General features: G+C 75.8%; 6 protein-coding genes. All 6 read right to left on the bottom strand.

The window, feature by feature from the left end; genetic code table 11:
* Positions 1-6 precede the first annotated feature (6 nt).
* Genes NAEX_RS07375 through NAEX_RS07350 form a run of 6 tightly spaced genes read right to left on the bottom strand, consistent with a single transcriptional unit; the run spans position 7 to position 25,379 of the window.
* Positions 7-729, bottom strand: coding sequence for an iron-containing redox enzyme family protein (locus tag NAEX_RS07375; RefSeq protein WP_096326808.1), 723 nt, complete (start codon positions 727-729; stop codon positions 7-9).
* Positions 730-766: 37 nt separating this feature from the next.
* A complete protein-coding gene (locus NAEX_RS07370) occupies positions 767-1,699 on the bottom strand; it encodes a phytanoyl-CoA dioxygenase family protein (RefSeq protein WP_096326807.1) in 933 nt (310 codons plus the stop codon).
* Between the two features lies 1 nt (position 1,700).
* Positions 1,701-9,374 carry a non-ribosomal peptide synthetase gene (locus tag NAEX_RS07365; RefSeq protein ID WP_096326806.1) on the bottom strand — a complete coding sequence of 2,558 codons (7,674 nt, stop codon included), beginning with the start codon at positions 9,372-9,374 and terminating at the stop codon, positions 1,701-1,703.
* 18 nt (positions 9,375-9,392) lie between these two features.
* On the bottom strand, positions 9,393-15,542 hold the full coding sequence (locus NAEX_RS07360; protein WP_096326805.1) for a type I polyketide synthase: 6,150 nt from the start codon (positions 15,540-15,542) through the stop codon (positions 9,393-9,395).
* A gap of 7 nt (positions 15,543-15,549) precedes the next feature.
* Positions 15,550-18,918, bottom strand: coding sequence for a non-ribosomal peptide synthetase (locus NAEX_RS07355; protein WP_096326804.1), 3,369 nt, complete (start codon positions 18,916-18,918; stop codon positions 15,550-15,552).
* On the bottom strand, positions 18,915-25,379 hold the full coding sequence (locus NAEX_RS07350) for a non-ribosomal peptide synthetase (protein ID WP_170135532.1): 6,465 nt from the start codon (positions 25,377-25,379) through the stop codon (positions 18,915-18,917). The genes NAEX_RS07355 and NAEX_RS07350 overlap by 4 nt, the downstream gene beginning before the upstream one ends.
* Positions 25,380-25,514: the final 135 nt, after the last annotated feature.

Below are 25,514 nucleotides of genomic sequence, written 5' to 3'. Positions count from 1 at the left end.
CGTCGGCTAGACCTGGAGGGTGATCGGCAGGGGCGGCGCGTCGCGGAGCGAGGGCACCGCCCGGCAGTGGTCGAAGCTACCGTACGCCTCGTCGAGGAGCGACGCCATGCCGCGTTCGCCCATGTCGATGCCGTAGAGCAGGCGGCCGAGCGTGTCTTCGGGCAGGGCCTCGACGGCGCCGTACAGCCCCTCGACGTGGCGCGCGTCGACGGTGACGTGCAGGTCGAAGAAGTCGGTGGCGAGGCCGGGGTAGTAGCGCAGGAGCGCGACCTTCACCGCGCCGTAGGTGATCGGCGTCATCGCCTCGTTGACGAGCATGTAGCCGAGCGCCGCGGCCTCGTCGCCTTGCTTCGACATGTTGTACGCCAGGGCCACGGCGAGGGAGATCCCCGAGGCCTCGGGGTAGGCGTAGAAGTCGGCGGGGTCGAGCGCGAGGGCGTCGATCAATTGCAGGTAGTGGTGAAAGTGGGCGTCGCTGGGGTCGCCGTTGCCGAGCTCGTCGTTGAGGTTCTCGGTCAGGGTCTCGCGCAGCCGCGGGTCCGTCGACCACTCCAGCATGTTCATGAGGATGTCGGGGAACGAGCGGCTCTCCCGGCCGGCGCACATGATCCAGCGCTCCACCTGCGCTCGCGTCAATCGCTGCGCGTGCGCCTCCTGGATGAACGGGTGCCGGCGGATCCGCTCCAGGCTGGCCGCCACGTAGTTTGTCACAGCAATACGATCAATCATCACACACCTCCGGTCTAATCTTCCGAAATTTCGGCGGTCACGTCCGGACCGTCCCTTCGCGCAGCCGCTCGATCATCCGTCGCGTCTGGACCAGCACGTCCTCCGCGGTCTCGCCGGAGAACTGCTGCGATTCGTTCATGCTCCGGGCGCGGGCGTTCCATGCCTCGCGCGCCCGGAACGGGATCGTGCTCCCCTCGACGTACTCCGGCCACGACCGATAGCGGTTGACGCCCGGGACCGGGCGGCCGCGGACGAGCACCGGGTTCAGGTACAGCTCGCGGTTCGACACTCGGGTCGAGGTCCGGATGTAGCCGATGTCGAGGCCGCAGCGGCGCGTCGGCGAGCGGTTCGGCTCCGAGCCGTGGATCAACTGCGGGTGGTGGATCGACACGTCTCCGGGTCGCAGGGTGATGTCGACGGCGCGCGCGGGGTCGATCCCTCGCGCGTCGAGCGACGAGCACAGCATGTTGGGGACGTCGCTGCGCAGCTCGATCGGCTGCAGCGGCGTCCGGTGCGAGCCGGGGAGCATGCGCAGGCACCCGTTTTCAGCGGTGGTCTCGTCGATCGCCAGCCACACCGTCAGCGCCTCCATGGGGTCGAGCTGCCAGTACGCGCCGTCTTGGTGCCACAGCACCGCCATGCCGGTGCGCGCCGGCTTGCAGATGTAGTGCGCGGTGAAGCAGGCGATGTCGGGGCCGAGGAACCCCTCGGCGATGTCGACGAGCCGCGGGTCGGTGACGAGGCTGGTCCAGAAGGCGTCGTCGCGCATGAGCGGGTGGTGCAGGTGCTCCGGCGAGAGCTCGGGGTAGCGGGCGGTGAGCCACTCGAGGTGCGCGCTGGCCTCGGCGATCGTGTCGGGGTCGACGACGCCGCGGAGCACCGCGAAGCCGTCGCGCTCATAGGCCGCGCGGACTTGGGCGTGGGCGTCGGGGCGCGCGTGGGTGTCGGGTGGTGGAGCGAGGGCGGTCATGTCATCTCCCTGCCTCGGCGAGGCGTGGACGGGCACCAAGGTCGCGGCCGGAGGGGCGCTGGGCGTCTCCGGGCTGGCCGGACAGCGCGTCGGCGATCGCGGCGAGCAGCCCCTCGGCCACCGACGAGGGGCAGCTCGTCGGCTTGTAGCGGAGCATGAGGTCGAGGCCGTCGGCGCGTTCGCGGACGCCGACCACGAGGTCGCTGAGCGTGACCGTGACGTCGCCGGGGTCGGGCACGGTGAACGGCTCGACGCGCAGGCCGGGGGCGGCGAGCGGCGGGGTGAACTCCGGCTCGAGCTGGAGCATCACCTGCAGCAGGGCGCGGCGGTCGAGCGGGCCGCGCCGCTCGAGCGCGCCGACGACCGCCTCGAACGGGACCTCGGCGTTGGCGTGAGCCGCGAGCACGGCCTCCCGGGCGGCGCGCACGAGCGCGAGGAAGTCGGCCTGCGGGTCGGTCCAAAGCCGCAGGACCAGCGTGTTCAGGAACATCCCCACGAGCCCCTCGGTCTCCGGGCGCCGGCCGCCGACGAGCGTGCCGACGCAGATGTCGCGCTCGCCGGTCAGCTCGGACAGCGCGTGGCACAGCGCGGCGAGGACCGTCATGAAGATCGTCGCGGTCGCCGTGCGGCCCAGCGCCCGCAGCGTCGCCAGTTGCTCGCCCGAGAGGCTGCGCTGCGCGGTGGCGGTGCGCAGGCTCAGCTCCGGCTCGGCGGCCGCGCCGGGGAAGCGGAGCGCGCGGCGCGGCCCCTGCAGGCGCGTGACCCAGTAGTCGAGCTGACCCGCGAGCGCGTCGCCGGCCAGCCAGGCGCGCTGCCAGTGGCAGTAGTCGCGGTACCGCAGCGACAGGGGCGGCAGCGCGGCCGGCCGGCCGTGACAGGCGGCGTCGTACAGCTCGCCGAGCTCGCGCAGCAGCAGGTCGACGGATAGGCCGTCGCCGATGATGTGGTGCATGGTCCACAGGACCACGTGCTCCTCGGCGGCGAGGCGGACGACGGTGACGCGGACGAGCGGGCCCTCGGCCAGGTCGAAGGGGCGGCGGGCGTCGAACAGGGCCGCGCGCGTGACGTCGGCCGCCCGCCGATCCGGCGGGCTCTCGCTCAGGTCGAGGAGGTGGGCCAGCCCGGGAGCGGGCGCCGCGACGCGCTGCACCGGCCGGCCGCCCTGGCGCGCGAAGGTGGTGCGCAGCGCCTCGTGGCGGTCGACGAGGACCTCGACGCCGCGCGCGAGCGCGTGCACGTCGAGCGGCCCGACCACGCGCATGCCGACCTGTACGTTGAACCATGGCCCCGAGGGCAGCACCTCGCAGGCGGCGAACATCGACTCCTGCGCGAGCGACAGCGGCGGGGCCGGGTCGTCGACCGGCGTCAACGGCAGGGCGATGGCGGACGCCGCGTGGCCGCGGGCCGCGTCGACGCGCCGGGCCAGCGCCGCCAGCGTCGGCGCCTCGAACACGGCGCGCAGCGGCAGGTCGGCCGCGAGCTCGCTGCGGATCCGCGACACCACCCGCGTCGCCAGCAGCGAGTGCCCACCGAGCGCGAAGAAGTCGTCGTGCAGGCCGACGCCGTCGACGTCGAGGATGTCCGACCAGATGGCGGCCAGGAGCTGCTCGCTGGGCGTGCCCGGCCGCGCGGACGGGTCGTCGCCGGTCAGCGGCGCGCCGGCGTGGGCCGCGAGCGCGGCGTGGTCGACCTTGCCGTGCGGGGTCAGCGGCAGCGCGGTGTGCCAGGCGAAGTGGCTCGGGACCATGGCCGCCGGCAGCCGCGCGCGCAGGTGGGCGTCGAGCTCGCGGTGCGTCGGCGTCGGCTCGCCGGCGACGAGGTGGGCGACGAGCTGCGTACCGTCGCTGGCGACGACCACCGCCGCGGCGAGGACCCCGGGGTGCTCCGCCAGCACGACCTCGATCTCGCCGAGCTCGATCCGCTGGCCGCGCAGCTTGATCTGGCGATCGCGCCGGCCGACGAAGTCGAGGCCGCCGTCGGGCAGTCGCCGGACCACGTCGCCGGTCCGGTACATGCGGGCGCCCGCGGTCGGGGCGAACGGGTCGGGGATGAAGCGCTCCGCGGTGAGCTCCGGTCGGCCGAGGTAGCCGCGCGCGAGGCCGGGCCCGGCGAGGTGGAGCTCGCCGAGCGCGCCGACCGGCACCGGCTGGAGGCGGGCGTCGAGGACGTAGGCCACGGTGTGGGCGATCGGCCCGCCGATCGGCACCGACGCGGCGCCGGCCGGGAGGTCGTCGAGCACCGCCGCGGTCGCGAACACGGTGCACTCGGTGGGGCCGTAGAGGTGCAGCAGCAGCGCGGGTCGGCCGGCGTCGAGGAGCTTGCGGACCATCGGCGGGTGGCAGAGCTGCCCGCCGAACAGCAGCACGCGCAGGCCGGCGCAGGCGTCGGGGACGACCGAGACGAGCTGCTGCAGCAGGGCCGTGGTCAGGAAGAGCACGGAGATCCGGCGCTCGCGCAGCCACGCGGCCAGCGCGGGCGGGTCGAGGCGGGTGAGGCGATCGAGCGGGACCACGCAGGCGCCGCAGAGGAGGGCGCACCAGAGCTCGAAGGTCGAGGCATCGAAGGTCGGCGTGGCCACCATGCCGAAGCGATCGCCGGCGACGAAGGCGAGCGCGGGCTGGCCGAAGGCGAGGCGGAGGATGGCGCGGTGGGTGACTTCGACGCCCTTGGGCCGGCCGGTCGAGCCGGAGGTGTACATGATGCAGGCGAGGTCGTCGCCGCCGCGCGCCACGGGCACGCGCGGGAGGCCGGCGGCGATCGCCGCCGCGTCGCGGTCGAGGCGCACGATCGCGGCCGCCCCCGGGGGCAGCGCGGCGGCCGAGGTCTCGTCGGCGACGATGTGGCGGAGGCCGGCGTCGGCGATCAGGAAGGCGAGCCGCTCGGGGGCGCCGGTGACGTCGAGCGGGACGTAGACGGCGCCCGCGGCGAGGACGCCGAGCACGGCGACGATCAGCGCCGCCGACGGCTCGAGGGCGACGCCGACGTGCGCTCCGGGCCGGACGCCGAGGGCCTGCAGGTGCGCCGCGAGGCGCTCGGCGCGGCGGGCGAGGGCGGCGTAGTCGAGGCGCGCGTCGGCGGCGTCGACGGCCGGCGCGGCGGGCGAGCGCAGGGCCCGCTCGACGAACAGCGCGAAGAGGTCGCGCTCGCCCGGGTAGGGGACGCTCGCCACGCTCCAGGCCGCGAGGGCGCGGCGACGCGGCTCATCGTCGGCCAGGGGCAGCGCGAACACCGGCCGGTCCGGCGCGGCGACGAGGCCGGCGAGCAGCGCGAGGTAATGATCGAACAGCGCCTCGGCCGCGCCGGCGGGAGTGCGGTCGAGGTCGTACTCGAGGTTGCACTCGAGCTCGCCGTCGACCTCCGCGGCCGCCAGCACGACGTCGTACTTGGCGGTCGCGTGCTCGGCGTCGATCGGCTCGAGGGTGAGACCGGGGAGCTGCAGCGCGGGCCGGGGCACGGAGTGCAGCACGAACGCCGACTCGAGCAGCGACAGCTCCGGGCCGGCCTGCTCGCGCGCCAGCGCGGCGATCTGGTCGAAGGGGAGGGCCTGGTGGACCTGCGCCGCGACGGCGACGGCGCGGACCCGGCGCAGCAGGTCGCGCGCGCTGGCGTCGTCGTCGAGCGCGACGCGCAGCGGGAGCATGTTGACGAAGGGGCCGATCATGCTCTCGGTCTCGATCGGGTCGCGCACGGCGAACGGCGAGCCGATCACGAGGTCGGTCGCGCCGGTCATGCGGTGCGCCAGCGCGAAGAAGCCGGCGAGCAGGGTCATGAACAGGGTCGCGCCCTCCTGGCGACCGAGGCCGCGCAGGCGCTCGGCGAGGGCCGCCGGGAGCCGCCGACGCAGCGTCGCCGCCCGCCCGCGCCGGGAGCCGGGCGGAAGGCGCGGGCCCAGCAGCGGGGCCTGCGAGGCCACCCCGGCGAGCTGCCCCTTCCAGTAGCGCCGCAGCGCCTGCCCGGCCGGGCCGGCCAGCCAGTCGCGCTGCCAGGCGGCGAAGTCGGCGTACTGAAACGACGCCCCGGGCAGCGCCTCGGCGCCGTCGTACAGCGCCATGACCTCGCGCAGCAGCACGACCATCGACCAGTCGTCGCCGACGATGTGCGGCAGCGTCAGCGCCAGCACGGCGTCGTCGTCGGCGAGGCGCAGCAGGCTGGCGCGGAGCAGCGGGCCGCGCTCGAGGTCGAAGGGCCGGCGGGCCTCGTCGGCGGCCAGGCGCGCGACGGCGGCGTCGGGCTCGGTCTCGGCGATCGACGCGAGGTCGAGGTGCGCGAGCGCGACGGGCTGCGGGGCGCCGACGACCTGGACCGGCGCGCCGTCCTGCTCGACGTAGGTGGTCCGCAGGATCTCGTGGCGACGGAGCAGCTCGCCGAGCGCCCGGGTCAGCGCGCCCACGTCGAGGCGGCCGCGCAGGCGCACCAGGGCGTTCATGTTCCACGCCGGGTCGTCCGGGTGCAGGCGGTGGAGGAACCACAGGTGCTGCTGCACCGGCGAGAGCGGCAGCGGGCCGCCCTGCCGCACCCGCGCGAGGCCGGGCCGCGCCGGGGCCGGATCGTCGCGCAAGACCGCCTCGATCCGCGCCGCCAGCCCGGCGACCGTCGGGGCCTCGAACAGGAGCGCGAGCGGGAGGCTGCGCGCGAACGCGGCGCCGAGCCGCAGGTTGGCCTGGACGGCGAGCAACGAGTGGCCGCCGCGGGCGAAGAAGTCGTCGCCGCGCGCGAGCGCCGGACCGCCCAAAACCTCGCCGAGGACCTCGGCGACGACGGCCTCGATCGCGGTCCGCGGCGGCTCGCCGCCGGCCTCGCGGGCGCGCCCCAGGGCGGGCAGGCGCAGCCGATCGAGCTTGCCGCTGGGGGTCAGCGGCAGGGCGTCGACCCGCGTGACGCTGGCCGGGAGCATGAACTCGGGCAGGCGGGCGGCGAGGAACCGGCGCAGCGCCGGGCCCGAGAGGGCCTCCGCGGGCGCGCCGACGACGACGGCGGCGAGGCGCAGGTCGCCGGGCGCGGGCTCGTCGACGAAGGCTGCGGCCTCGCGCACGCCGGGGTGCTCGCGCAGGGCCGCTTCGAGCTCGCCGAGCTCGACGCGGGCGCCCCGGATCTTGCGCTGGAAGTCGCTGCGTCCGCGGATCTCGAGGCGGCCGTCGGCGAGCCAGCAGGCGCGGTCGCCGGTGCGGTACAGGCGGTCTCCGGGGCGGGCGGCGAACGGGTGGGGGAGGAAGCGCTCGGCGGTGAGCTCGGGCCGGCGGAGGTAGCCCCGCGCGAGCGCGACGCCGCCGAGGTAGAGCTCGCCCTCGAGGCCGACGGGCAGCGGTCGCAGGCGGTCGTCGAGGACGTACGCCTCGACGCCCGCGAGCGGCCGCCCGATCGAGACGACCGGGCGATCGGGCTCGGTCGGGCAGACGCCGTGGGTGGCGTCGACGGCCGCCTCGCTCGGGCCGTAGAGGTGATGCAGCTCGGCGCCCAGGCGCTGGCGGAACCGCCGCGCGAGGGGGGCGGGGAGGGCCTCGCCGCCGGTGAGCACGCGGCGCAGCGAGGCGCAGGCCGTCGGGTCGCCGGCGTCGAGGAAGGCGCGCAGCATCGACGGGACGAAGTGGACGGTCGTGACGCCCTCGCGGCCGATCAGCGCGGAGAGATAGGCGGGGTCGCGGTGGCCGCCGGGGCGCGCGACGACCAGGCGGGCGCCGACGGCGAGCGGCCACAACAGCTCCCACACCGACACGTCGAAGCTCAGCGGGGTCTTGTGCAGCACGACGTCGCGCTCGCCGTCGAGGGCGAAGGTCCGCTGCAACCACCCGACCAGGTTGTTCACGCCGCGCCGGAGGTTGACCGCGCCTTTCGGGCGGCCGGTCGAGCCGGAGGTGTAGATGACGTAGGCGACGCCGTCGGGCGCGACGTCGACGTCTACGGCGGCGAGCGCGGGCGAGGCGATCGCCGCCGCGACGTCGAGGACGACGGTGCCTTCGGGGGCCGTCGTCGCCCGCTCCGCGGCGGTGACGAGCACCCGCGGCGCGGCGTCGCGGAGCATGAAGGCGATCCGATCGGCCGGGTACTCGGGGTCGATCGGGACGTACCCCGCGCCGGCGCGCAAGGCGGCGACGACCGCGACGACGGCCTCGACCGAGCGCTCGAGGCCGATCGCGACCAGACTCTCCGGTCCGACGCCGAGCGCGTGCAGGCGGGCCGCCAGGGCGCCGCTGCGGCGCTCGAGCGCGCCGTAGGTCAAGCGCCTGTCGCCGTCGACGACGGCGACGCGCTCGGGGTGGGCCGCGGCGTTGGCCCGGATCGCGGCGACCACGTCGAGCGGCGCGGACGCGGGCCCGCGCGCGAAGTCGACGAGCAGCTCGCGGCGCCCGGCGTCGTCGACGAGCGAGAGTTCGGCGAGCGGCGCGCTCGGATCGAGGCACGCCGAGGCCAGCAGCGCGGCGTATTGCTCGGCGAGGCGACCGAGGGGCGCGGGCGCCAGGACCTCGGGATCGGCGACCAGCGTCAGCTCGGCGCCGTCGTCGACGCAGACGAGGCCGAGCTCGAAGCGCTCGCTGTCGACGTCGACGGCGGTCAGCTCGAAGGTCAGGTCGCCGGCGGCGGCGCGGACCCTCCGGCGCGCGAGGAAGGCGAAGCGCGGGCGGAGGTCGGCCGGATCGGGGGCGCGGGCGTGCTGCCAGCGACGACCGGCGGCGAGCGCCTGGTCGACGCGCTCGACCAGCGCGGCGAACGAGAGCCGCGGATCGAGGGCGACCGGCCCGGGCACGAACCCCGCCAGCGGACCGAGCGCGCCGCGCAGCGCCGACAGGTCGCGGCCGTCGAGCGCGAGCGCGATGTCGGGGCCGTGCCAGTCGGTCAAAGCGGCGACGAGCCCGTACCAGCCCGCCGCGACGACGCTCGCCGGCCGCTCGATGCCCGCGAGGTGGGCGCGCACGGATTCGGCGAGCGGCACGGGGACGGCGATGCGGCGGCCGCCGCTGTCGGGCTCGCGCGCGAGGTGGGCGGGCGCGGGCTCGGCGAGCGAGGCGCCGATCGGGGAACCGCCGCTGTCGGGCTGGTCGGCGAGGGGGGCGCGCACTGCTTCGGCGAGCGGGACGCCGAGCGAGCGGCCGCATCTGTCGGGCTCGCGCGCGAGGGGCAAGCGGCGCGGCGGTCCGGCCGACGCCAGGCGCCGCCAGTGCGCCCCGCCAGCGGACTCGGTGGCGGCGGCGAGCGACTCCCATAGCCACTCGGCGACGTCGGCGTACTGCGCCGACGTGTCGCCGGCGAGCGCGCCCGCGTAGGCGTCGGCCAGCTCGAAGGCCAGCAGCTCCAGGCTCGGCGCGTCGGCGCAGACCGTCGGGAGGGCCAGCTCGACGCGGTGCAGCGCCGGGCCGATCGGCGTGACGGCGACGTGCAGCGGCGGCCCGCTCTGGGGATCCGGCACGGCGGGCTCCATGGCGGCCCAGCGCCACGCGAACTCGGGGCGGTCGTCGATCGTCTGCAGCGCCTCGGCCTCGCCGGGCGCGTGGATCCGGGTGCGCAGGATCTCGTGGCGCGCCACCACGGCGGCGATCGCCGCCCGCAGCCGCTCGCGGTCCAGCGGCCCGCGCACGACCAGCTCGGCCCGCGCCGTCGAGGCGAGGCCCTGGACGTGCATGGTCCACAGCCGCTGTTGCGGCGGAGAGAGGCGGAATCCTGCGCGGCTGGGGTCGTTCACGTCGGCTCCTGTCCTGCGTCAGTCCTCACCGCGGTCGATGGCGATCGGGCGCCGTCTGGCGGCGCCGAGCCGCTGGGTGGTGCGCTGCAGCTCGGCCTCGTCGGCGGCGCGCTGCAGGGCGCGGTCGGTCCGCGCCAGCTCGGCCGCGAGCTCGCGCAGGGTGATGTCGGGGCGCCGCGTCACGAGCTCGGCCAGCGCGGCGTACAGGGCGTGCCAGCGCTCGATCGTCTGCGGAGCGAACCGCTCGCGGGCGTAGGTCCACTCGCACACGAGGTCGTCGCCGTCGTCGAGCACGTGGACCGCGAGCGCGCGCTTGCTGAGGGCCGGGACGAGCGTGTCGCCCTCGACCTGCAACCCGGCGAACGCCGGCGCCGGGCCGCTGCGCTCGACGTCGAAGGTGATGTCGAGCAGGGGCCCGGCGGCGCCGCAGGGGCGGATCGCCCGGGCCAGGCGGCCGAGCGGGCACTGCTGGTGCTGGAACGCCTCGAACACGCGGGTCCGGGCGTCGCGCAGGGCGGCGTCGAAGCGCCACTCGGGGTCGACGCGGCCGATCAGCGGGAGCAGGCGGACGTCGTAGCCGAGCGGGGCGTCGGCGCCGGCGAGCGCCTGGCCGGCGCCGTGGATGCCGACGAGGGTCTCGTCGCGGCCGCCGAGCAGGCGCAGCAGGGCCTCGAAGCCGGCGAGCAGCGCCACGAACAGGGTGCAGCCCTGCTCCTGGGCGCAGCGCCGCAGCGACCGCGCGAGTCCGGGCCCGAGCGGGCGCCGGAGCTGCGCGCCGCCGTAGCCGCGGGCGGCGGCGTCGGGTCGGTCGGCGGGCAGGGCCACGTGCGGCGCGCCGTCGGCGAGCCGCGCGAGCCAGTAGCGCTCCGCGACCTCGACCTCGCGCTCGCCCGGGGCCTCCAGCCGCGCCCGCGTCACCGGCGGCAGCGCGCACGCGACCCCGTCGCGGTGCGCCGAGTACAGCGCCGCGAGCTCGCGGACCAGCACGCCGAGCGACCAACTGTCGACGACGAGGTGATGCAGCACGAGCGCGAGCAGGTGCTCGTCGGGGCCGAGGCGGAGGAGCTCGGCCCGCACCAGCGGCGCCGTGTCCAGGGCGAAGGGCCGGCGCATCAGCGCGTCGACGCGGGCCGCCAACGCGTCGGCGTCGGGCACGTCGACGACCGGCAGGTCGAAGGCCACGGCGGGGGCGACGGTCCGGGTCCGGCCGTCGCCGGCGAACGCGGTGCGCAGGGCCTCGTGGCGGTCGATGACGGCGCGCAGCGCCCGGCGCAGCGCGGCGACGTCGAGCGCGCCGCGCAGGCGCAGCGACACGCCCTCGTTGCAGGCGGCCGAGGCGTCGGGGCCGAGCTGCGCGAACGTCCACAGCTCCTGCTGCAGCGGCGTGGTCGGCTGCGCGGGCGCGCGGGCTGCCGCGCCGCCGAAGAAGCCGCCGGCCTGCAGTGCGGCGACGGCGTCGTCCACCGCCGCGACGACGCGCTCGAGGTCGTCGTCGCCGTGCGCGGTCGAGAGGAAGCAGGTGCCGCCCTCCCACACGTAGATGCTGCGCGCGAGCAGGTGGTAGAAGAACAGGTCGAAGAACGGCTGCTCGGCGAGCGGCTCGAAGATGAAGAGCGACGCGAAGTGGCTGGCGCGCAGCGGGGCCCCGGCGGCGGCGAAGCGGGCGTTGAGCTCGTGGGCCAGCGCGGCGGTGCGGTCGTTCAGGCGCCGCTGCAGCCCGGGCCCCGCCGCGGCCAGCTCGGCCAGCACCGCCTCGGCGGCGGCCAGCGCGAGCGGGTGCTTGCAGAAGGTCCCGGCGAAGAAGGTCTGCTCGGCGGTCGGATAGGACTCGTCGCCGTAGCTCCACGCGCCGCCGTCGATCGCGTCCATGAAGCGCGCCCGACCGGCGACCACGCCGATCGGCAGGCCCCCCGCGAGCACCTTGCCGTAGGTGGCGAGGTCGGCCTCGACGCCGAAGAACGCCTGCGCGCCGCCGGGGTGGCAGCGCAGGCCGGTGATGATCTCGTCGAACACCAGCGCCGCCCCGCTCGCCCGCGTCGACGCCCGCAGCGCGGCCAGGAACGCCTGCGGCTGGAGGTCGGGCCGCCGGCTCTGCACCGGCTCGACCAGCACGGCGGCCAGCTCGGACCCGTGCCGCTGCACCCACTCGAGCGCGTTCGGCTCGCCGTAGTCGAGGACGACGACGTCGTCGACCATGCCGTCGGTCACGCCGGGCGCCATCGGCACGCTGCGGCGCTCGCCGTCGCGGGCGAGCCCGCGGGCCAGGGTGCCGTCGAACGAGCCGTGATAGGAGCCGGCGAACAGCGCGACCTTCCGCCGGCGCGTCACGGTCCGGGCGATCCGCAGCGCCGCCATCACCGCCTCGGTGCCCGAGTTGCAGAACGTCGCGCGCTCCATCCCGGTGAGCGCGCACAGCCGGCGGGCGACCCGGCCCGCGGCCTCCGACTGCGGTCCCAGCGGCATGCCGGCGGCGATCGCCCGCGCGAGCGCGGCGCGGACGAACGCGGGGGCGTGGCCGAAGAAGTGCACGCCGAAGCCCATGGCCAGGTCGACGTAGGCGTTGCCGTCGACGTCCCACAGCGCCGCCCCGTCGGCGCGCGCGGCGACGATCGGGTAGACCAGCTCCTTCCACTGCAGCCGGAAGCGCGCGGTCACGCGGTTGTCCGCCAGCACCGCGCGGTCGGCCTGGGCCCGCTGCTTCGAGCCCGGCGTGCGCGCGACCAGGCGGCTCACCAGCGCGTCGAGGTGGGCCTGCTGGCGCGGGTCGAGCCGGGCCCCGAGCTCGGGCCGGGGCGGCCGGTACGGCACGAACGCGGGCCGCGCGGCGGCCGGCGCCGGCGGGGCCTCGCTCGCGGGCGCGGCGACGCGGGTGGCGTGGCGCTCGAGGTGGTCGCGCAGGGCGTCGAAGGTGGCGAGCTCCTCGAAGAACTGGCGGAAGGCGACGCGGACGCCGAAGGCGGCGTCGACGGCCTGGCTCAACTGCATGAGCACGAGCGAGTCGAGCCCGAGCTCGAGGAAGCTGGCGCCGCGCTCGGCGTCGGTGACGTCGACCCCGACGGTCGCGCGCACCACCTCGAGCAGCCGGCCCTCGACCTGCCCCGGCGCAGGCGGGTCTGCGAGCTGCGTCGGCGGCTCGGACGGCGCGCTGGCGACGTCCGTCGTCGCGAGCGTCGTGGTCGCGGAGCTCGTCGAGCTGGTCATCGCCGTCATCGCCGTCGACGCGAGCGGGGCCGCCGTCGCGTTCGTCGTCGGGGTCGCGGAGCTCGTCGTCGCTGTCGCGCGCGTCGCCGTCGTCGCGGAGGTCGTCGCCGTCGTCGTGGAGGTCGTCGCCGTCGTCGTGGAGGTCGTCGTCGCCGCCGACCCGAGCATCGCCGGCGCGGAGCTCGTCGCCGCCGTCGCGGAGCTCGTCGTCGCCGCCGAAGCGGAGCTCGTCGTCGTCGCCGCGGAGCTCGTCGCCGGCGCGGAGCTCGTCGGCGCGGAGCTCGTCGCCGTCGCGGAGCTCGTCGTCGCCGGCTTCGCGGCGGGCGTCGCCGCCCCGTCGAACCAGTGGCGCCGCCGCTCGAACGGGTAGGTCGGGAGCAGCACCCTGGACCGCCGCTCGCCGGCGTACAGGCTCGACCAGTCGACCTCGACGCCGGCCTGCCACAGCGCGCCGAGGGCCGCCAGGGACTCGCCGTAGGCGCCCTCGGGCGCGCGCATCGGCAGGCCGGCGACGACGCGGGCGTGGCCGCTGCGGCGCGCGAGGTTGGCGAGCGACTGCCCGGGCCCGAGCTCGAGCAGCACCCGCGCCGGGTCGGCGGCGAGCTGCTGCAAGCCCTCCCGCAGCCGGACCGGCGCGCACAGGTGGCGCGTCCAGTAGTCCGGGTCGGTGGCCTGCTCGGGCGTCAGCCAGGTGCCGGTGACGTTGGAGAGCGTGGCGATCTGCGGCGGACGCAGGGCGACCGCCGACATCGCGGCCTTCAGCGGCGCCACGGCGCAGGCCATCGCCGGCGAGTGAAAGGCCCGCTGGACGCGGAGCGGCCGGGTGCCGACGCCGCGGGCCGCGAGGGCGACGGCGAGCTCGGCGATCTGCTCCGGCGACCCGGCCACCACGCAGCGGTCGTCGGCATGCACGGCCGCGAGCGTCACCCCCTCGGCGAGCCACGGCGCCAGCGCGGCCTCGGGCGCGGCGACGGCGAGCATCGCCCCGACCGGCGCGGCCTGCATCGCCCGGCCGCGGGCCGCGACCGCGACGAGGGCTGACTCGAGGGACATGACCCCCGAGACAGCCGCGGCCGCGAACTCGCCGAGGCTGTCGCCGAGCAGCGCCGCCGGCCGGACGCCGCGTCCGATCCACAGCCGCGCCAGCGCCACCTCGACGGCCAGCAGCGCCGGCTGGGCCACCTCGGTGTCGCCCAGGCGGCGCGAGGCGTCGGCGCGCCCGTCGAGGCCGGGGTAGAGCACGGCGCGCAGATCGACGTCGAGCCGGTCCGCCAGGACCTCGGCGCAGCGATCGATGGTGGCGCGGAAGCCGGGCTCGGCGAGGTAGAGCTCGCGGCCCATGTCGGGGCGCTGCGTGCCCTGGCCGGGGAACAGGAAGGCGGCCACCCGGCGCGCGCCGTCGACGTGGGCGCTGGCCAGGCGAGCCTCGTCGGCGAGCCCGGCGAGGGCCTCGGCGGAGGTCCTGCACACCAGCGCCCGGCGGTGCGCCAGGGCGCGCCGGCCGGTCTGCAGCGTGTGGGCGACGTCGGCGAGCTGCAGCGTCGGCTGCCGCTCCAGGGCGTCGCGCAGGCGGGCGGTCGCGGTCGCCAGCGCGGTGGGCGTGGCCGCCGAGAGCACGAGCAGGTGCGCCGGTCGGGCGCTGGCCGAGGCCCGGACGCGCGGGGCCTCCTCGACGACGACGTGGGCGTTGGTGCCGCCGATGCCGAACGAGCTGACGCCGGCGCGGCGCGGCGCCTGTCCCCGGGGCCAGGGTCGCAGCGCGCGGTTGACGAAGAACGGCGAGCGCTCGAGGCCGAGCTCGGGGTTGGGGGCCGAGAAGTGCAGCGTCGGCGGCAGCTCCTCGTGCGCCAGCGACAGCACGGTCTTGATCAGGCCTGCGACCCCCGCGGCGGCGCCGGCGTGGCCGAAGTTCGACTTGATCGCGCCGATCGGGCAGGTGCCGACGGTGCCGACGTCGCGGAAGGCCCGGCGCAGCGCAGCCAGCTCGACGGGGTCGCCGAGCGGCGTCGCGGTCCCGTGCGCCTCGACGTAGCCGATGCTCGCGGCCTCGACTCCCGCCACCGCCAGCGCCTCCTCGATCACCCGCGCCTGGCCCTCGACCGCGGGCGCGGCGTAGCCGACCTTCTGCGCGCCGTCGTTGTTGATCGCCGAGCCGCGGATCACGGCCAGGATCGCGTCGCCGTCGGCCAGCGCGTCGGCGAGCCGCCGTAGCACGACCACGCCGACGCCGGAGCCCGGCACGGTCCCGGCCGCGGCGGCGTCGAACGGCCGGCAGTGGCCGTCGGGCGAGTGGATCGCGCCCTCCTGATAGACGTAGCCGACCCGCTGCGGCACGCCGACCGAGGCGCCGCCGGCCAGGCTCATGTCGCACTCGCCGTGCAGCAGCGCCTGGCAGGCCATGTGCACCGCGACCAGCGACGTCGAGCAGGCGGTCTGCACCGCCACGCTCGGCCCGCGCAGGTCGAGCTTGTACGACACGCGCGTGGCCAGGTAGTCCTTGTCGTTGGCGAGCAGCACCTGCAGCCGCTCGCCGTCGCTGAACGTCCGGCCGGCGTGCAGGTGCAGCAGGTAGGTGTTGAGGTCGGCGCCCGCGTAGACGCCGATCGCTCCGGGGAAGCGCTGCGGGTCGTGCCCGGCCCGCTCGAGCGCCTCGTGGCAGCACTCGAGGAACAGGCGCTGCTGCGGGTCCATCAGCTCGGCCTCGCGCGGGCCGACGCCGAAGAACGCGGCGTCGAACCACTCGACGTCGTCCAGCACCGCCGCGGCCGGCACGTGGCGAGGATCGCGGAGCACCGCCTCGGCGGTCCCGGCGGCGCGCAGCTCGTCGGCGTCGAAGCGGGCGATCGACTCGGTCCCGGCGCGGAGGTTGGCCCACAGCGCCTCGACGTCCGGCGCGCCCGGGAACCGCCCCGCCACGGCGATCACCGCGATCGCGTCCACGTCCGCTGCGTCGGTATCGACGGTCATGACGCCCTCACCCTCGCGCCCCGCGACGGCGCTCGCGCAGCGCCTGGTTGCGGCGGCTCGCCGCCTCGCGCGCCTCGGCCCGCTCGTGGCCCGCCTCGGCGGCGACGGGCGCGTCGCGCAGGTGGTCGGCCAGCGCGGCCACCGTGGTGTACTGGAACAGCTCGGCCGCCGCGACCTCGCGCCCGAACGCGTCCTGCAGCGCGCGCTGCAGCTTCGGCACCAGCAACGAGTGGCCGCCCAGATCGAAGAAGTTGTCGTGCGCGCCGACCTGGTCGAGCCCCAGCAGCTCGCACCAGATCGCCGCGACCCGCCGCTCGGCCTCGGTCTGCGGCACGTCGCTGCGGTCCACCTCGACCTGGCCGAGCGCCAGCCCGGCCAGCGCGCGCCGGTCGGTCTTGCCGTTCGGATCGACCGGCAGCGCCCGCATGCACACGAACGCCGCGGGCACCATGTACTCGGGCAGCTTGGCCCGCAGGAAGGCGCGCAGCTCGGCGGCGGCGGGCTCGGCGGCGGAGGCGACGTAGGCGACCAGCCGCTTGTCGCCGGGCCGGTCCTCGCGCACGAGCACCGCGCAGTCGGCGACCGCCGGGTGCTCGCCGAGCGCGGCCTCGATCTCCACCAGCTCGATGCGGAAGCCGCGGATCTTGACCTGGTGATCGATGCGCCCGAGGAACTCGAGCGCGCCGTCGGGCAGGTAGCGCGCGAAGTCTCCGGTGCGGTAGAGGCGGCCGCCGGGGCGCGGCCCGAACGGGTCGGGCACGAAGCGCTCGGCGGTGATGTCGGGCCGGTCGAGGTAGCCGCGCGCGAGCACGATGCCGCCGATGAACAGCTCGCCGGCCACGCCGATCGGGACGGGCTGCATCCGACCGTCCAGCAGGTACAGCCGCAGGTTGGGCAGCGGGCGCCCGATCGGCGGCAACGCGGGCCACGTCGACGGGTCGCCCTGCAGGGTGCAGTCGGTGACGACGTGGCACTCCGAGGGGCCGTAGTGATTGTGCAGCGCGCCGCCGATCGCGGCGTACATCTGCTGCACCTGGCGGGAGATCTGCAGCGGCTCGCCGCCGGCGAAGACCTCGCGCACGCTCGCCGGCAGCGGCCCGCGCGCGCACGCGGCCTCGGCGAGGCTCTGCAGCATCACCATCGGCAAGAACAGCCGCTCGATCCGCTGATCGGCGATCAGCCGCAGCAGCGCGTCGGGGTCGCGTCGCTGCTCCTCGGTAATCAGGTGGACGGACCCGCCGAGCGCCCAGGTCGCGAACAGCTCCTGGAAGCTGACGTCGAAGTTGAGCGAGGCGAACTGCAGCGTCGCGCCGCCGTGAGGCAGGGTCGTCGTCGCCGTGTGCCACTGGATCAGGTTGGCGATCGGGACGTGGCTCATGGCGATGCCCTTGGGCCGCCCCGTCGAGCCGGAGGTGTAGATGACGTAGGCGAGGTTGCCCGGGACCACGCCGGTGTCCGGCGCGACGTCGGGCCAGGCGTCGTCGGGGCGCCAGCCGGGGTCGAGGGCGACGACCTCGGCCGGGCCGCCGCGCCAGCGCTCGGCCAGCTCGGTCTGGGTCAGCAGCACCCGCGGTCGCGCCTCCTCGAGGATCACGGCCAGGCGCTCCGGCGGGTAGCTCGGGTCGAGCGGCACGAAGGCGCCGCCGGCCTTGAGCGCCGCCAGCACCGCGACCGGCAGCTCGAGCGAGCGGCGCATGCAGATGCCGACGCGCACGTCCGGCCCGACGCCGAGGGCGCGGAGCTGGTGCGCGAGGCGGTTGGCGCGGCGATCGAGCTCGGCGTAGGTCAGCCGCGCCGCGCCGAACACCGCGGCCGTCGCGTCGGGGGTGCGCCGGGCCTGGGCCTCGAAGCCGCGCTGCAGCAGCTCGGGCGCGCCGTCGCCTCCCTGGGCGTTCCAGGCGACGAGCAGTCGGTGGCGCTCCTCCGCGGTCAGCAGCGGCATCTGCGACACCCGCCGCGCCGGCTCGGCGACCGCGGCCGTCAGGAGCTGCTCGAGGTGGCCCAGCATCCGCTCGATGCGCGGGCCGTCGAACAGGTCGGTGCTGAACTCCACCGCGGCCGCCAGGCCGCCGTCGACCTCGCGCATCGACAGCAGCAGCTCGAACTTGGCGGTCCCGTCGTGGACGGCGAGCAGCTCGGTCTCGAGGTCGGCGAGCTGCAGCGGCGGCAGCGGGGCGTTCTGCAGCGCGAACACGACCTGGCACACCGGCTGGTGGCTCGCGCTGCGCTCCGGGTGCAGCGCCTGCACGAGCCGCTCGAACGGCAGCTCCTGGTGGGCGTAGGCCGCCGTCGCGGTGGCCCGGACCCGCCGCAGCAGCTCGGCGAAGCTCGGGTCGCCGGCGAGGTCGATGCGCAGCGCCAGGGTGTTGACGAAGAACCCGACCACCGGCTCGAGCTCGACGAGGTTGCGCCCGGCGATCGGCGAGCCGACGGCGAAGTCGCGTTGCCCGGTGTAGCGGTGCAGCAGCGCGCCCCAGGCCGCCAGGAGCACCATGAAGAGCGTCGCCTCCGAGCCCGCGGCGAGCCGCTGCAGGCCGCGCAGCAGCGCGGGCGAGAGCGCCCGCGTGCGTACGTCGCCCGCGAACGAGCGCACCGCCGGCCGCGGCCGGTCGGTCGGGAGCTGCAGCACGGGCAGGTCGGCGAGCTGCTCGCGCCAGTACTTCAGCTCGGCGTCGAGCTGGCCCGCGCGATCCGCCCCCTGCTCCCAGGCGGCGAAGTCGGCGTACTGGACCGCGAGCTGCGGGAGCTCGCCGGCGACGCCGCGCCGGGCCGCGGCGTACAGCGCCGTCAGCTCGCGGACGAGGATGCCGAGCGACCAGCCGTCGCACACGAGGTGGTGGGTGGTCAGCACCAGCACGTGCTCGCGCTCGTCCAGGCGCAGCAGCAGCGCGCGCAGCAGCGGCGGGCGGGCCAGGTCGAACGGCCGCCGCGCCTCGTCGCGGGCCCGCCGGCGCATCTCCGCCTCGCGCTGCTCGCCGGGCACCCCGCGCAGGTCGTCGACGTGGAGCGCCAGCGGCCCGGGCGCGTGCACCGTCTGCCGCGGCTCGCCGTCGTGCTCGGCGAAGGACGTGCGCAGCGCCTCGTGGCGGGCGACGAGCTGCCGCAGCGCGGCCGTCAGCGCCTCGACGTCGAGCAGGCTCCGCAGCCGGATCGACTCCGAGATGTTGTAGAACGAGCTCGCCGGGTCGAGGCGGTGGAGGAACCACAGCCGCTGCTGCGCGAACGACAGCGGCTGGGGCTCGTCGCCGGCGCGCCGCGGGATCGCCGGCCGCTGCAGGTGCTGGCTCGCCGCGCGCACCCGCCGGGCCAGCAGCGCCTGCTGGTCGGCCGAGAGCGCCTTCCGGCGCCGGGACAGGCTGTCGTCTTCGTCGGTCATACCGCTCCGCTTCGCTGGACGTGGGTGTCGGGCGCCTCCGCGGCCGTCGCCTCGATCTCGGCGAGCAGCCGGCCCTCGATCACCGCCGCGAGGCGGGCGATCGTCGGGTGGTCGAACAGGCTGCGCATCGGCAGGTCGAGCTGGAACGCCTTGCGCGCTCGCGCGACCAACTGGGTGGCGAGCAGGGAGTGCCCCCCGAGGTCGAACCAGTTGTCGTGGACGCTGACGCGGTCGACCGCGAGGACCTGCTGCCACAGCTCGGCCAGGCAGGCCTCGATCGGGCCGCGCGGGGCGACGACCGTGCGCGCGGCCTCGCGGTCGCGAGGGTCGGCGGCCGGCAGCGCCCGGCGATCGATCTTGCCGTTGGGCGACAGCGGCATCCGCTCGAGCAGCACGAACGCCGACGGCACCATGTAGCTCGGCAGCTTCGCCGTCAGGTGCTCGCGCAGCTGCGGCAGCAGCCGGCGGGCGAAGCTGGCGCGCACGGGATCGGTGGCGAAGCCGGCCCACGGCCGCGCCGCGAAGGCGGCGTCCGGCGGGCGCAGGTCGGGCGACGGGGCGACGGTGCCGTCATCGCGGCGGCGGCGGAACACCGCGGTGAACCGGCCATCGCCGTCGGCCGCGGTCCACCGCAGGTCGACGACGTAGGGCAGCTCGTCCGCGAGGGCCCACAGCGCCTCGGGCTCGACGCCGGCCGGCGCCGCCGCCTGCACCGCCTCCCGCAGCGCCCCGACGGTGCTCGGGCCCGCGGGGTCGGCCAGCAGCGCGCGGACGCGGAGCTCGACGCTCAGGCGGAGATTCGGCACGCCGTCGACGACCAGCAGGTCCGGGCGCTCGTCGGCCAGCCGGGCCCGCACCGCCGCCACCGACAGCCCGTCGCGCTCCCAGTCGGCCCGCGCGAACGCGACGGGCGCGGCCGCTGGCCCGACGTGGATGACCAGGTCGTAGCGGAACTTGTTGAGCTCGTTGTGGACGTGCCCGCGCTCGAGCAGGACCTCCACGCGGGCGACCTCCGGGTGCTCGGCCTGGAAGGCGAAGAACAGCGCCGGGTCGACCACCATTTGCTTCTCGTAGAACACGCTGTCGCGCACCTGCTGGCGCAGCTCGTCGCAGGTCGTCGCGTCGCCGGCGCGGTGGAGCTGGACCGAGGTGTGGTACAGCTCGAGCAGCGGCAAGCTGCGGACGTCGCCGAGGAACACGAAGCCGCCGGGACGGACCGCGCGGACCGCCCCGCCGAGGACCCGCAGCAAGTAGTCGACGCCCGGGAAGTACTGCGCGACCGAGACCGAGATCACCGCGTCGAAGCTCGCCGGGGCGAGGTCCGCCAGCGCGTCGGCGGCCCGCTGCTCGAGCCGGACCTGCGGCAGCGGCGGCTGTCGCCGCGCCAGCAGGTCGGCCAGGAAGTCGAGCGGCGCCTGCGAGACGTCGGTGGCCACGTAGCGCGTGCAGCCGTCGGCGAGGCGCAGCAACATCAGGCCGCTGCCGCTGCCGAGGTCGAGGACCTCGCGCGGGCCGAGCGCGCGCAGCCGGTCCGCGGTCTGCTCGACCCACGCGCGCACCTCCTCGCGCGGCATCGGCGTCTTGGTGTAGCTGCTCTCCCAGCCCTTGATGTAGAGCGTCGGCTCGAACTCCGCCGACGTCTCGGCGTACAGGTCGTCGAACACGGCCTTCCACTGCGCCACCTGTTCGGCCGGCAGGTCGCCGTCGTCGGCCCCCTCCTCGAGCGCGCGCGGGTCGGCGACCACGTACGCGAGCAGGCGCGGCTCGCCCGAGCGCGGGTCGTCGCGCACGACCGCCGCGACCTCCCGCACCGACGGGTGCTGCCCGATCGCCGACTCGACGTCGCCCAGCTCGATGAGCGACCCGCGGATCTTGACGCGGTTGTCGAGGCGCCCGAGGAACTCGAGGTCGCCGCTGGCGAGGATCCGCCCCCGGTCGCCCGAGCGATACAGGCGCGCCCCCGGCTCGCCCGCGAACGGGTCGGGCACGAAGCGCTCGGCGGTCAGCTCGGGCCGGCCGAGGTAGCCGCGGGCCAGGCACGGCCCGCCGACGTAGATCTCGCCGGCCACGCCGATCGGCGCCGGCTGCATGTGCGGGTCGAGCACGTACAGGCGGGTGTTGGCGAACGGACGGCCCGCCGGCAGCATCCGCTCGGCCGGGTAGTCCGCGAGCTCGTCCTCGTACGAGGCGTTGTCGATGGTCGCCTCGCTCATCCCGTAGGAGTTGACGAGGCGCGTGTCGGCGGCGCCCAGGCGCTTGAAGCGGCGGTACTCGTGGACGAACCAACTGTCCGAGCCGGCCACGATCACCCGCATGAAGCGCAGGTCCTGCCCGGTCTCCTCGAGGTAGGCCACCAGGCTGCGCAGCCCGGCCGGCACGAACTCGGCCCAGTCGATCCGCTCGCGCACCAGCAGCGCGTACAGCTCGCGCGGGTCGAGCACGACCTCCCGCGGGCACAGCACCAGCTTCTTGCCGAAGCACAGCGCGCGCATCAGGTCCTCCGCGAACACGTCGAAGGAGATGCTCGCCATCTGCAGCATGGCGCTGCCGACCTCGCGCAGGCGATAGATGCGCTCCCACGCCGCGCACGCGCCGATCAGGCTGCGGTGCGTGACCATCACGCCCTTCGGCCGGCCCGTCGAGCCCGAGGTGTGGATCGCGTAGGCGAGGTTCTCCGGGCCGACCACGACCGCGAGCGGCTCGGCGGGCTCGGCGGCGATCGCCGCCTGCTCGCGGTCGACGAGCAGCACGCCGGCCGACGCCGGCAGGCGCTCGGTGTGCCGCGCCTCGGTCAGCACCAGCCGCGGCGCGCTGTCGGCGACGATCTGCGCCAGCCGCTCGACCGGGTAGCTCGGGTCGAGCGGGACGTAGGCGCCGCCGGACTTGATCACCGCCAGCACGGCGACCACCATCTCGAGCGACCGATCGAGGCAGACGCCGACCATCGTCTCGGGTCCGACGCCGCGGCGGCGGAGGAGCCGCGCGAGCCGGTCGGCGCGCCGGTGCAGCTCGGCGTAGGTGAGCCGCGCGTCGCCCCACACCAGCGCCTCGGCGTCCGGGGTGCGGGCGGCCTGGGCGTCGAACAGCTCGGCGATCGAGCGCACCGGCGGGGTGACGAACGCCGGCGGGTTGCGGCCGGTCAAGAGCCACGCGCGCTCGTCGGCGCCGAGGATCGGCAGGCGCGACAGCCGCTGCCCGGGCGCCTCGACCACGCCGGCGAGCAGCGCGGTGTACCGCTCGATCAGCCGGTCGACGGTCGCCGGGGCGAACAGCGCCGTGTCGTACTCGATCGCGCCGCGCAGGGCCGGCTCGGCGTCGGTGATGAACAGGGTCAGGTCGATCTTCGAGGTGCCGCCGTCGAGCTCGAGCAGCTCGAGGCGCAGCCCGGGCAGCGCCTGGTCGGCCAGCGGGTCGGGCTGCAGGACGAAGCCGACGTCGACGAGCGGCATCCGCCGGCCGTCGCGCTCGGGCTGGAGCGCCTCGACGAGCTTGTCGAACGGCGCCTCGGCGTGCGCGTAGGCCCCCAGCGCGGCCTCCTTCACCCGCCCCAGCAGCGCGCGGAAGCTCGGGTCGCCGGCCAGGTCGCAGCGCACCACCAACGTGTTGACGAAGCAGCCGATGAGCGGCTCGAGCACGGCGTGGTCGCGGCCGGCGAACGGCGAGCCGACGCGCAGGTCGGTCTGTCCGCCCAGGCGGTGCAGCAGGACGAAGAACGCCGCGAGCAGCGTCATGTAGAGCGTGACGCCCTCGCGCTGGCCGAGCGCCCGCACGGCCCGCGACAGCTCGGAAGGCAGCTCGAAGCGGCGGGTCGCGCCGTGGCGCCCCGGCTCGCCGGACCGGCGGTCGTCGGGCAAGGCCGGGGCCGGCGAGAGCCCCGCCAGCCGCTCCCGCCAGTACGCCAGGAGCTGCTCGAGCCGCGCCTCCTGCAGGCGCTCGCGCTGCCACGCGCAGTAGTCGGCGTACTCGACCGCCAACGGCGGCAGCGCGGGCGCGCGACCGGCGAGCTCGGCGGCGTAGAGCTCCGTCACTTCACGCAGCAGCACGCGCATCGACCAGCCGTCGGCGGCGAGGTGGTCGACGGCGAGGAGCAGCACGTGCTCGGCGTCGTCGACCCGGACCAGCCGCGCGCGCAGCAACACCTCGGCGCTGACGTCGAAGACCGTGCGCGCCGCCTCGCGGCCGAGCTCCGTCAGCGCCGTGGCCCGCGCCTCCGCCGATCGCCCGCGCAGATCCTCGACCGCCAGCGACCACGCCCCGGGCGGGTCGACCGCCTGGCGCGGCTCTCCGTCGATCGCCACGATCCGCGTCCGCAGCGTCGCGTGGCGGGCGATCACCCCCGCGAGCGCCCGCTCGAGCGCGGCGACTTCGAGCGCGCCGGTCAACCGCAGCGCCTGGGCGATGGTGTAGGCCGGCGAGTCCGGATCGAGCTGACGGACCAGCCAGATGCCGCGCTGGGCGAAGGCCAGCGGCTCCGGCTCGATCCGGCCGCGCGGCTCGGGCGGCGACGCCTCGCGGGCAATCCCGTCGTCGCCCGCCAGCGCCAGCGCTGCGGCGGTCGCCGCCAGCGTGCGGGCCGAGAACAGCGCCGCCAGGCTCAGCTCGAGCCCCAGCGCCGCCCGCACCCGGGCGCCGAGCTGCGTCGCCAGCAACGAGCCGCCGCCGAGCGCGAAGAAGTCGTCGTCGCGGCCGATCGGCGCCACGTCCAGCACCTCGGTCCACAGCGCGGCCAGCTCGGCCTCGAGGCCGGGTCGCGGGGCCACGAACGCCGGGCGCTCGCCCGCCGCCGGGGCCTGCCACGACGCCGCCACGGCGAGCTCGCCGGCGAGATAGGCGGCGCGGCAGCGGCGGCGCTGGATCTTCCCGCTGGTGGTCTTGAAGATCGTGCCCCGGTGCAGCAGCACGACCGCGTCGAGGGCGACGCCGTGGTCGGTGAACACCGCCTCGCGCGCGGCCCGGAGCAGCAGCTCCCGGTCGGCCGCGGGATCGATCTCCTGCACGACCACCGCGCGCTCCTCCCCGTCGCGCACGACCGAGAACGCTGCGCCGCAGCCCTCGCGCATGCCCGGGTGGCTGCGGACCACCGAGCGCTCGATGTCCTGGGGATAGTGGTTGCGGCCCTTCAGGATGATCAGGTCCTTGAGGCGGCCGGCGATGTAGAGCTCGTCGCCCCGCATCAGCCCGAGGTCGCCGGTGCGCAGGAACGGCCGGTCTCCGGCCCCGTCGAGGCGGGCCCCGAACACCTCGCGCGTGTCCTCGGGTCGGCCCCAGTAGCCCTGCCCGACGCTGTCTCCGCGGATCCACACCTCGCCGAGCGCTCCGGGTTCGCAGGCTCGCAGGCGGTGCGGGTCGACGATCGCCAGCTCCTGCCCGCCGAGCACGCGGCCGCAGCCGACCAGGACGCGCTCGCGTCCGCCGTCGCCGGCGTCCGCGGTGACCGTCATGGTTTTGGCGGGCTCGCCCGGGCGGCCGCCCGTGCAGAGCAAGGTCGCCTCGGCCAGCCCGTAGCACGGATAGAACGCCTCCCGCCGGAAGCCCGCGGCGGCGAAGGCGGCGGCGAAGCGCTCCATGGTGTCCGCGCGCACCGGCTCCGCGCCGTTGAAGGCGACCCGCCAGCACGACAGGTCGAGCGCCGCGCGCTGCTCCGGGGTCGTCTTGCGGATGCAGAGCTCGTACGCGAAGTTGGGCCCGCCGCTGGTGGTCGCCCGGTGACGCGCGATCGCCTGCAGCCAGCGGATCGGCCGCTGGAGGAAGTGCGAGGGGGCCATGAGCACCGCCGGGGCCCCGAGGTACAGCGGCTGCAACACCGTGCCGATGAGCCCCATGTCGTGATGGAGCGGTAGCCAACCGGCGACGATGGTCCGCTCGTCGTTCTCGAACGCCGCGGCGATGCTCCGTTCATTGTGGATGAGGTTGCGGTGCGTCAGCACCACCCCGCGCGGGGTCGCGGTCGAGCCCGACGTGTATTGGATCAGCGCAATCCTCTCCATATCGATCGGGGGAGCGTCCCACCCTTCGCCATTCAGCTCTCGGGACGTCACCCATCGCATGTTCGGGGTGTGCTCGCGGAGCGCCGCGACGCCGGGAGCCTCCGGAGATGCGCTGAGGATGTGTTCGGCGCGGCTGTCGTCGACGATTGCGCGCAGCCGCTCGAGCGACCGCAGCTCGTCGGGCGGGGCCACGGGCACGGCGATCGCGCCGGCGGCCATGCACCCCAGCAATGCCGCGATGGCGCCGAGGCCCGGCGGATCGACCAGGAGCACCGGGCGGCCGGCCGCGCCGGCGGCCTGCAGCGCCGCGGCGATCGCCCGTGCCCGCCGGTCGAGCTCGCCGTAGGTCCACGACCTCTCCTCCGATTCGCCGTCCACGAGGAAGGTGAACGCGCGCCGATCGGGACACTCGCGCGCTCGCTCCTGTACGATCGTCGGCAGCGCAATATCGGGTGAATGGTCAAAGGCGCTCAAGCTCAATTCCTACCGGGGCAGTATCCACGATCGCGCGCTGCCCCACGCACATCCCGCGGGAATCGCGGGCCATTAAACATATCACCTGACCGCGGCAACCAGCAAGAGGGACGCGTCCGCGGCGCGCCCGCGATG

Origin of the sequence: Nannocystis exedens (assembly GCF_002343915.1) — a bacterium.
GTDB classification, from domain to species: Bacteria; Myxococcota_A; Polyangia; order Nannocystales; family Nannocystaceae; genus Nannocystis; species Nannocystis exedens.
This window is presented reverse-complemented; position numbering and strand designations above follow the sequence as displayed.

Coding starts and splice junctions, on each gene's coding strand:
- NAEX_RS07375 (WP_096326808.1), bottom strand. CDS start 729: ATGATTGATCGTATTGCTGTGACAAACTACGTGGCGGCCAGCCTGGAG.
- NAEX_RS07370 (WP_096326807.1), bottom strand. CDS start 1,699: ATGACCGCCCTCGCTCCACCACCCGACACCCACGCGCGCCCCGACGCC.
- NAEX_RS07360 (WP_096326805.1), bottom strand. CDS start 15,542: ATGACCGTCGATACCGACGCAGCGGACGTGGACGCGATCGCGGTGATC.
- NAEX_RS07355 (WP_096326804.1), bottom strand. CDS start 18,918: ATGACCGACGAAGACGACAGCCTGTCCCGGCGCCGGAAGGCGCTCTCG.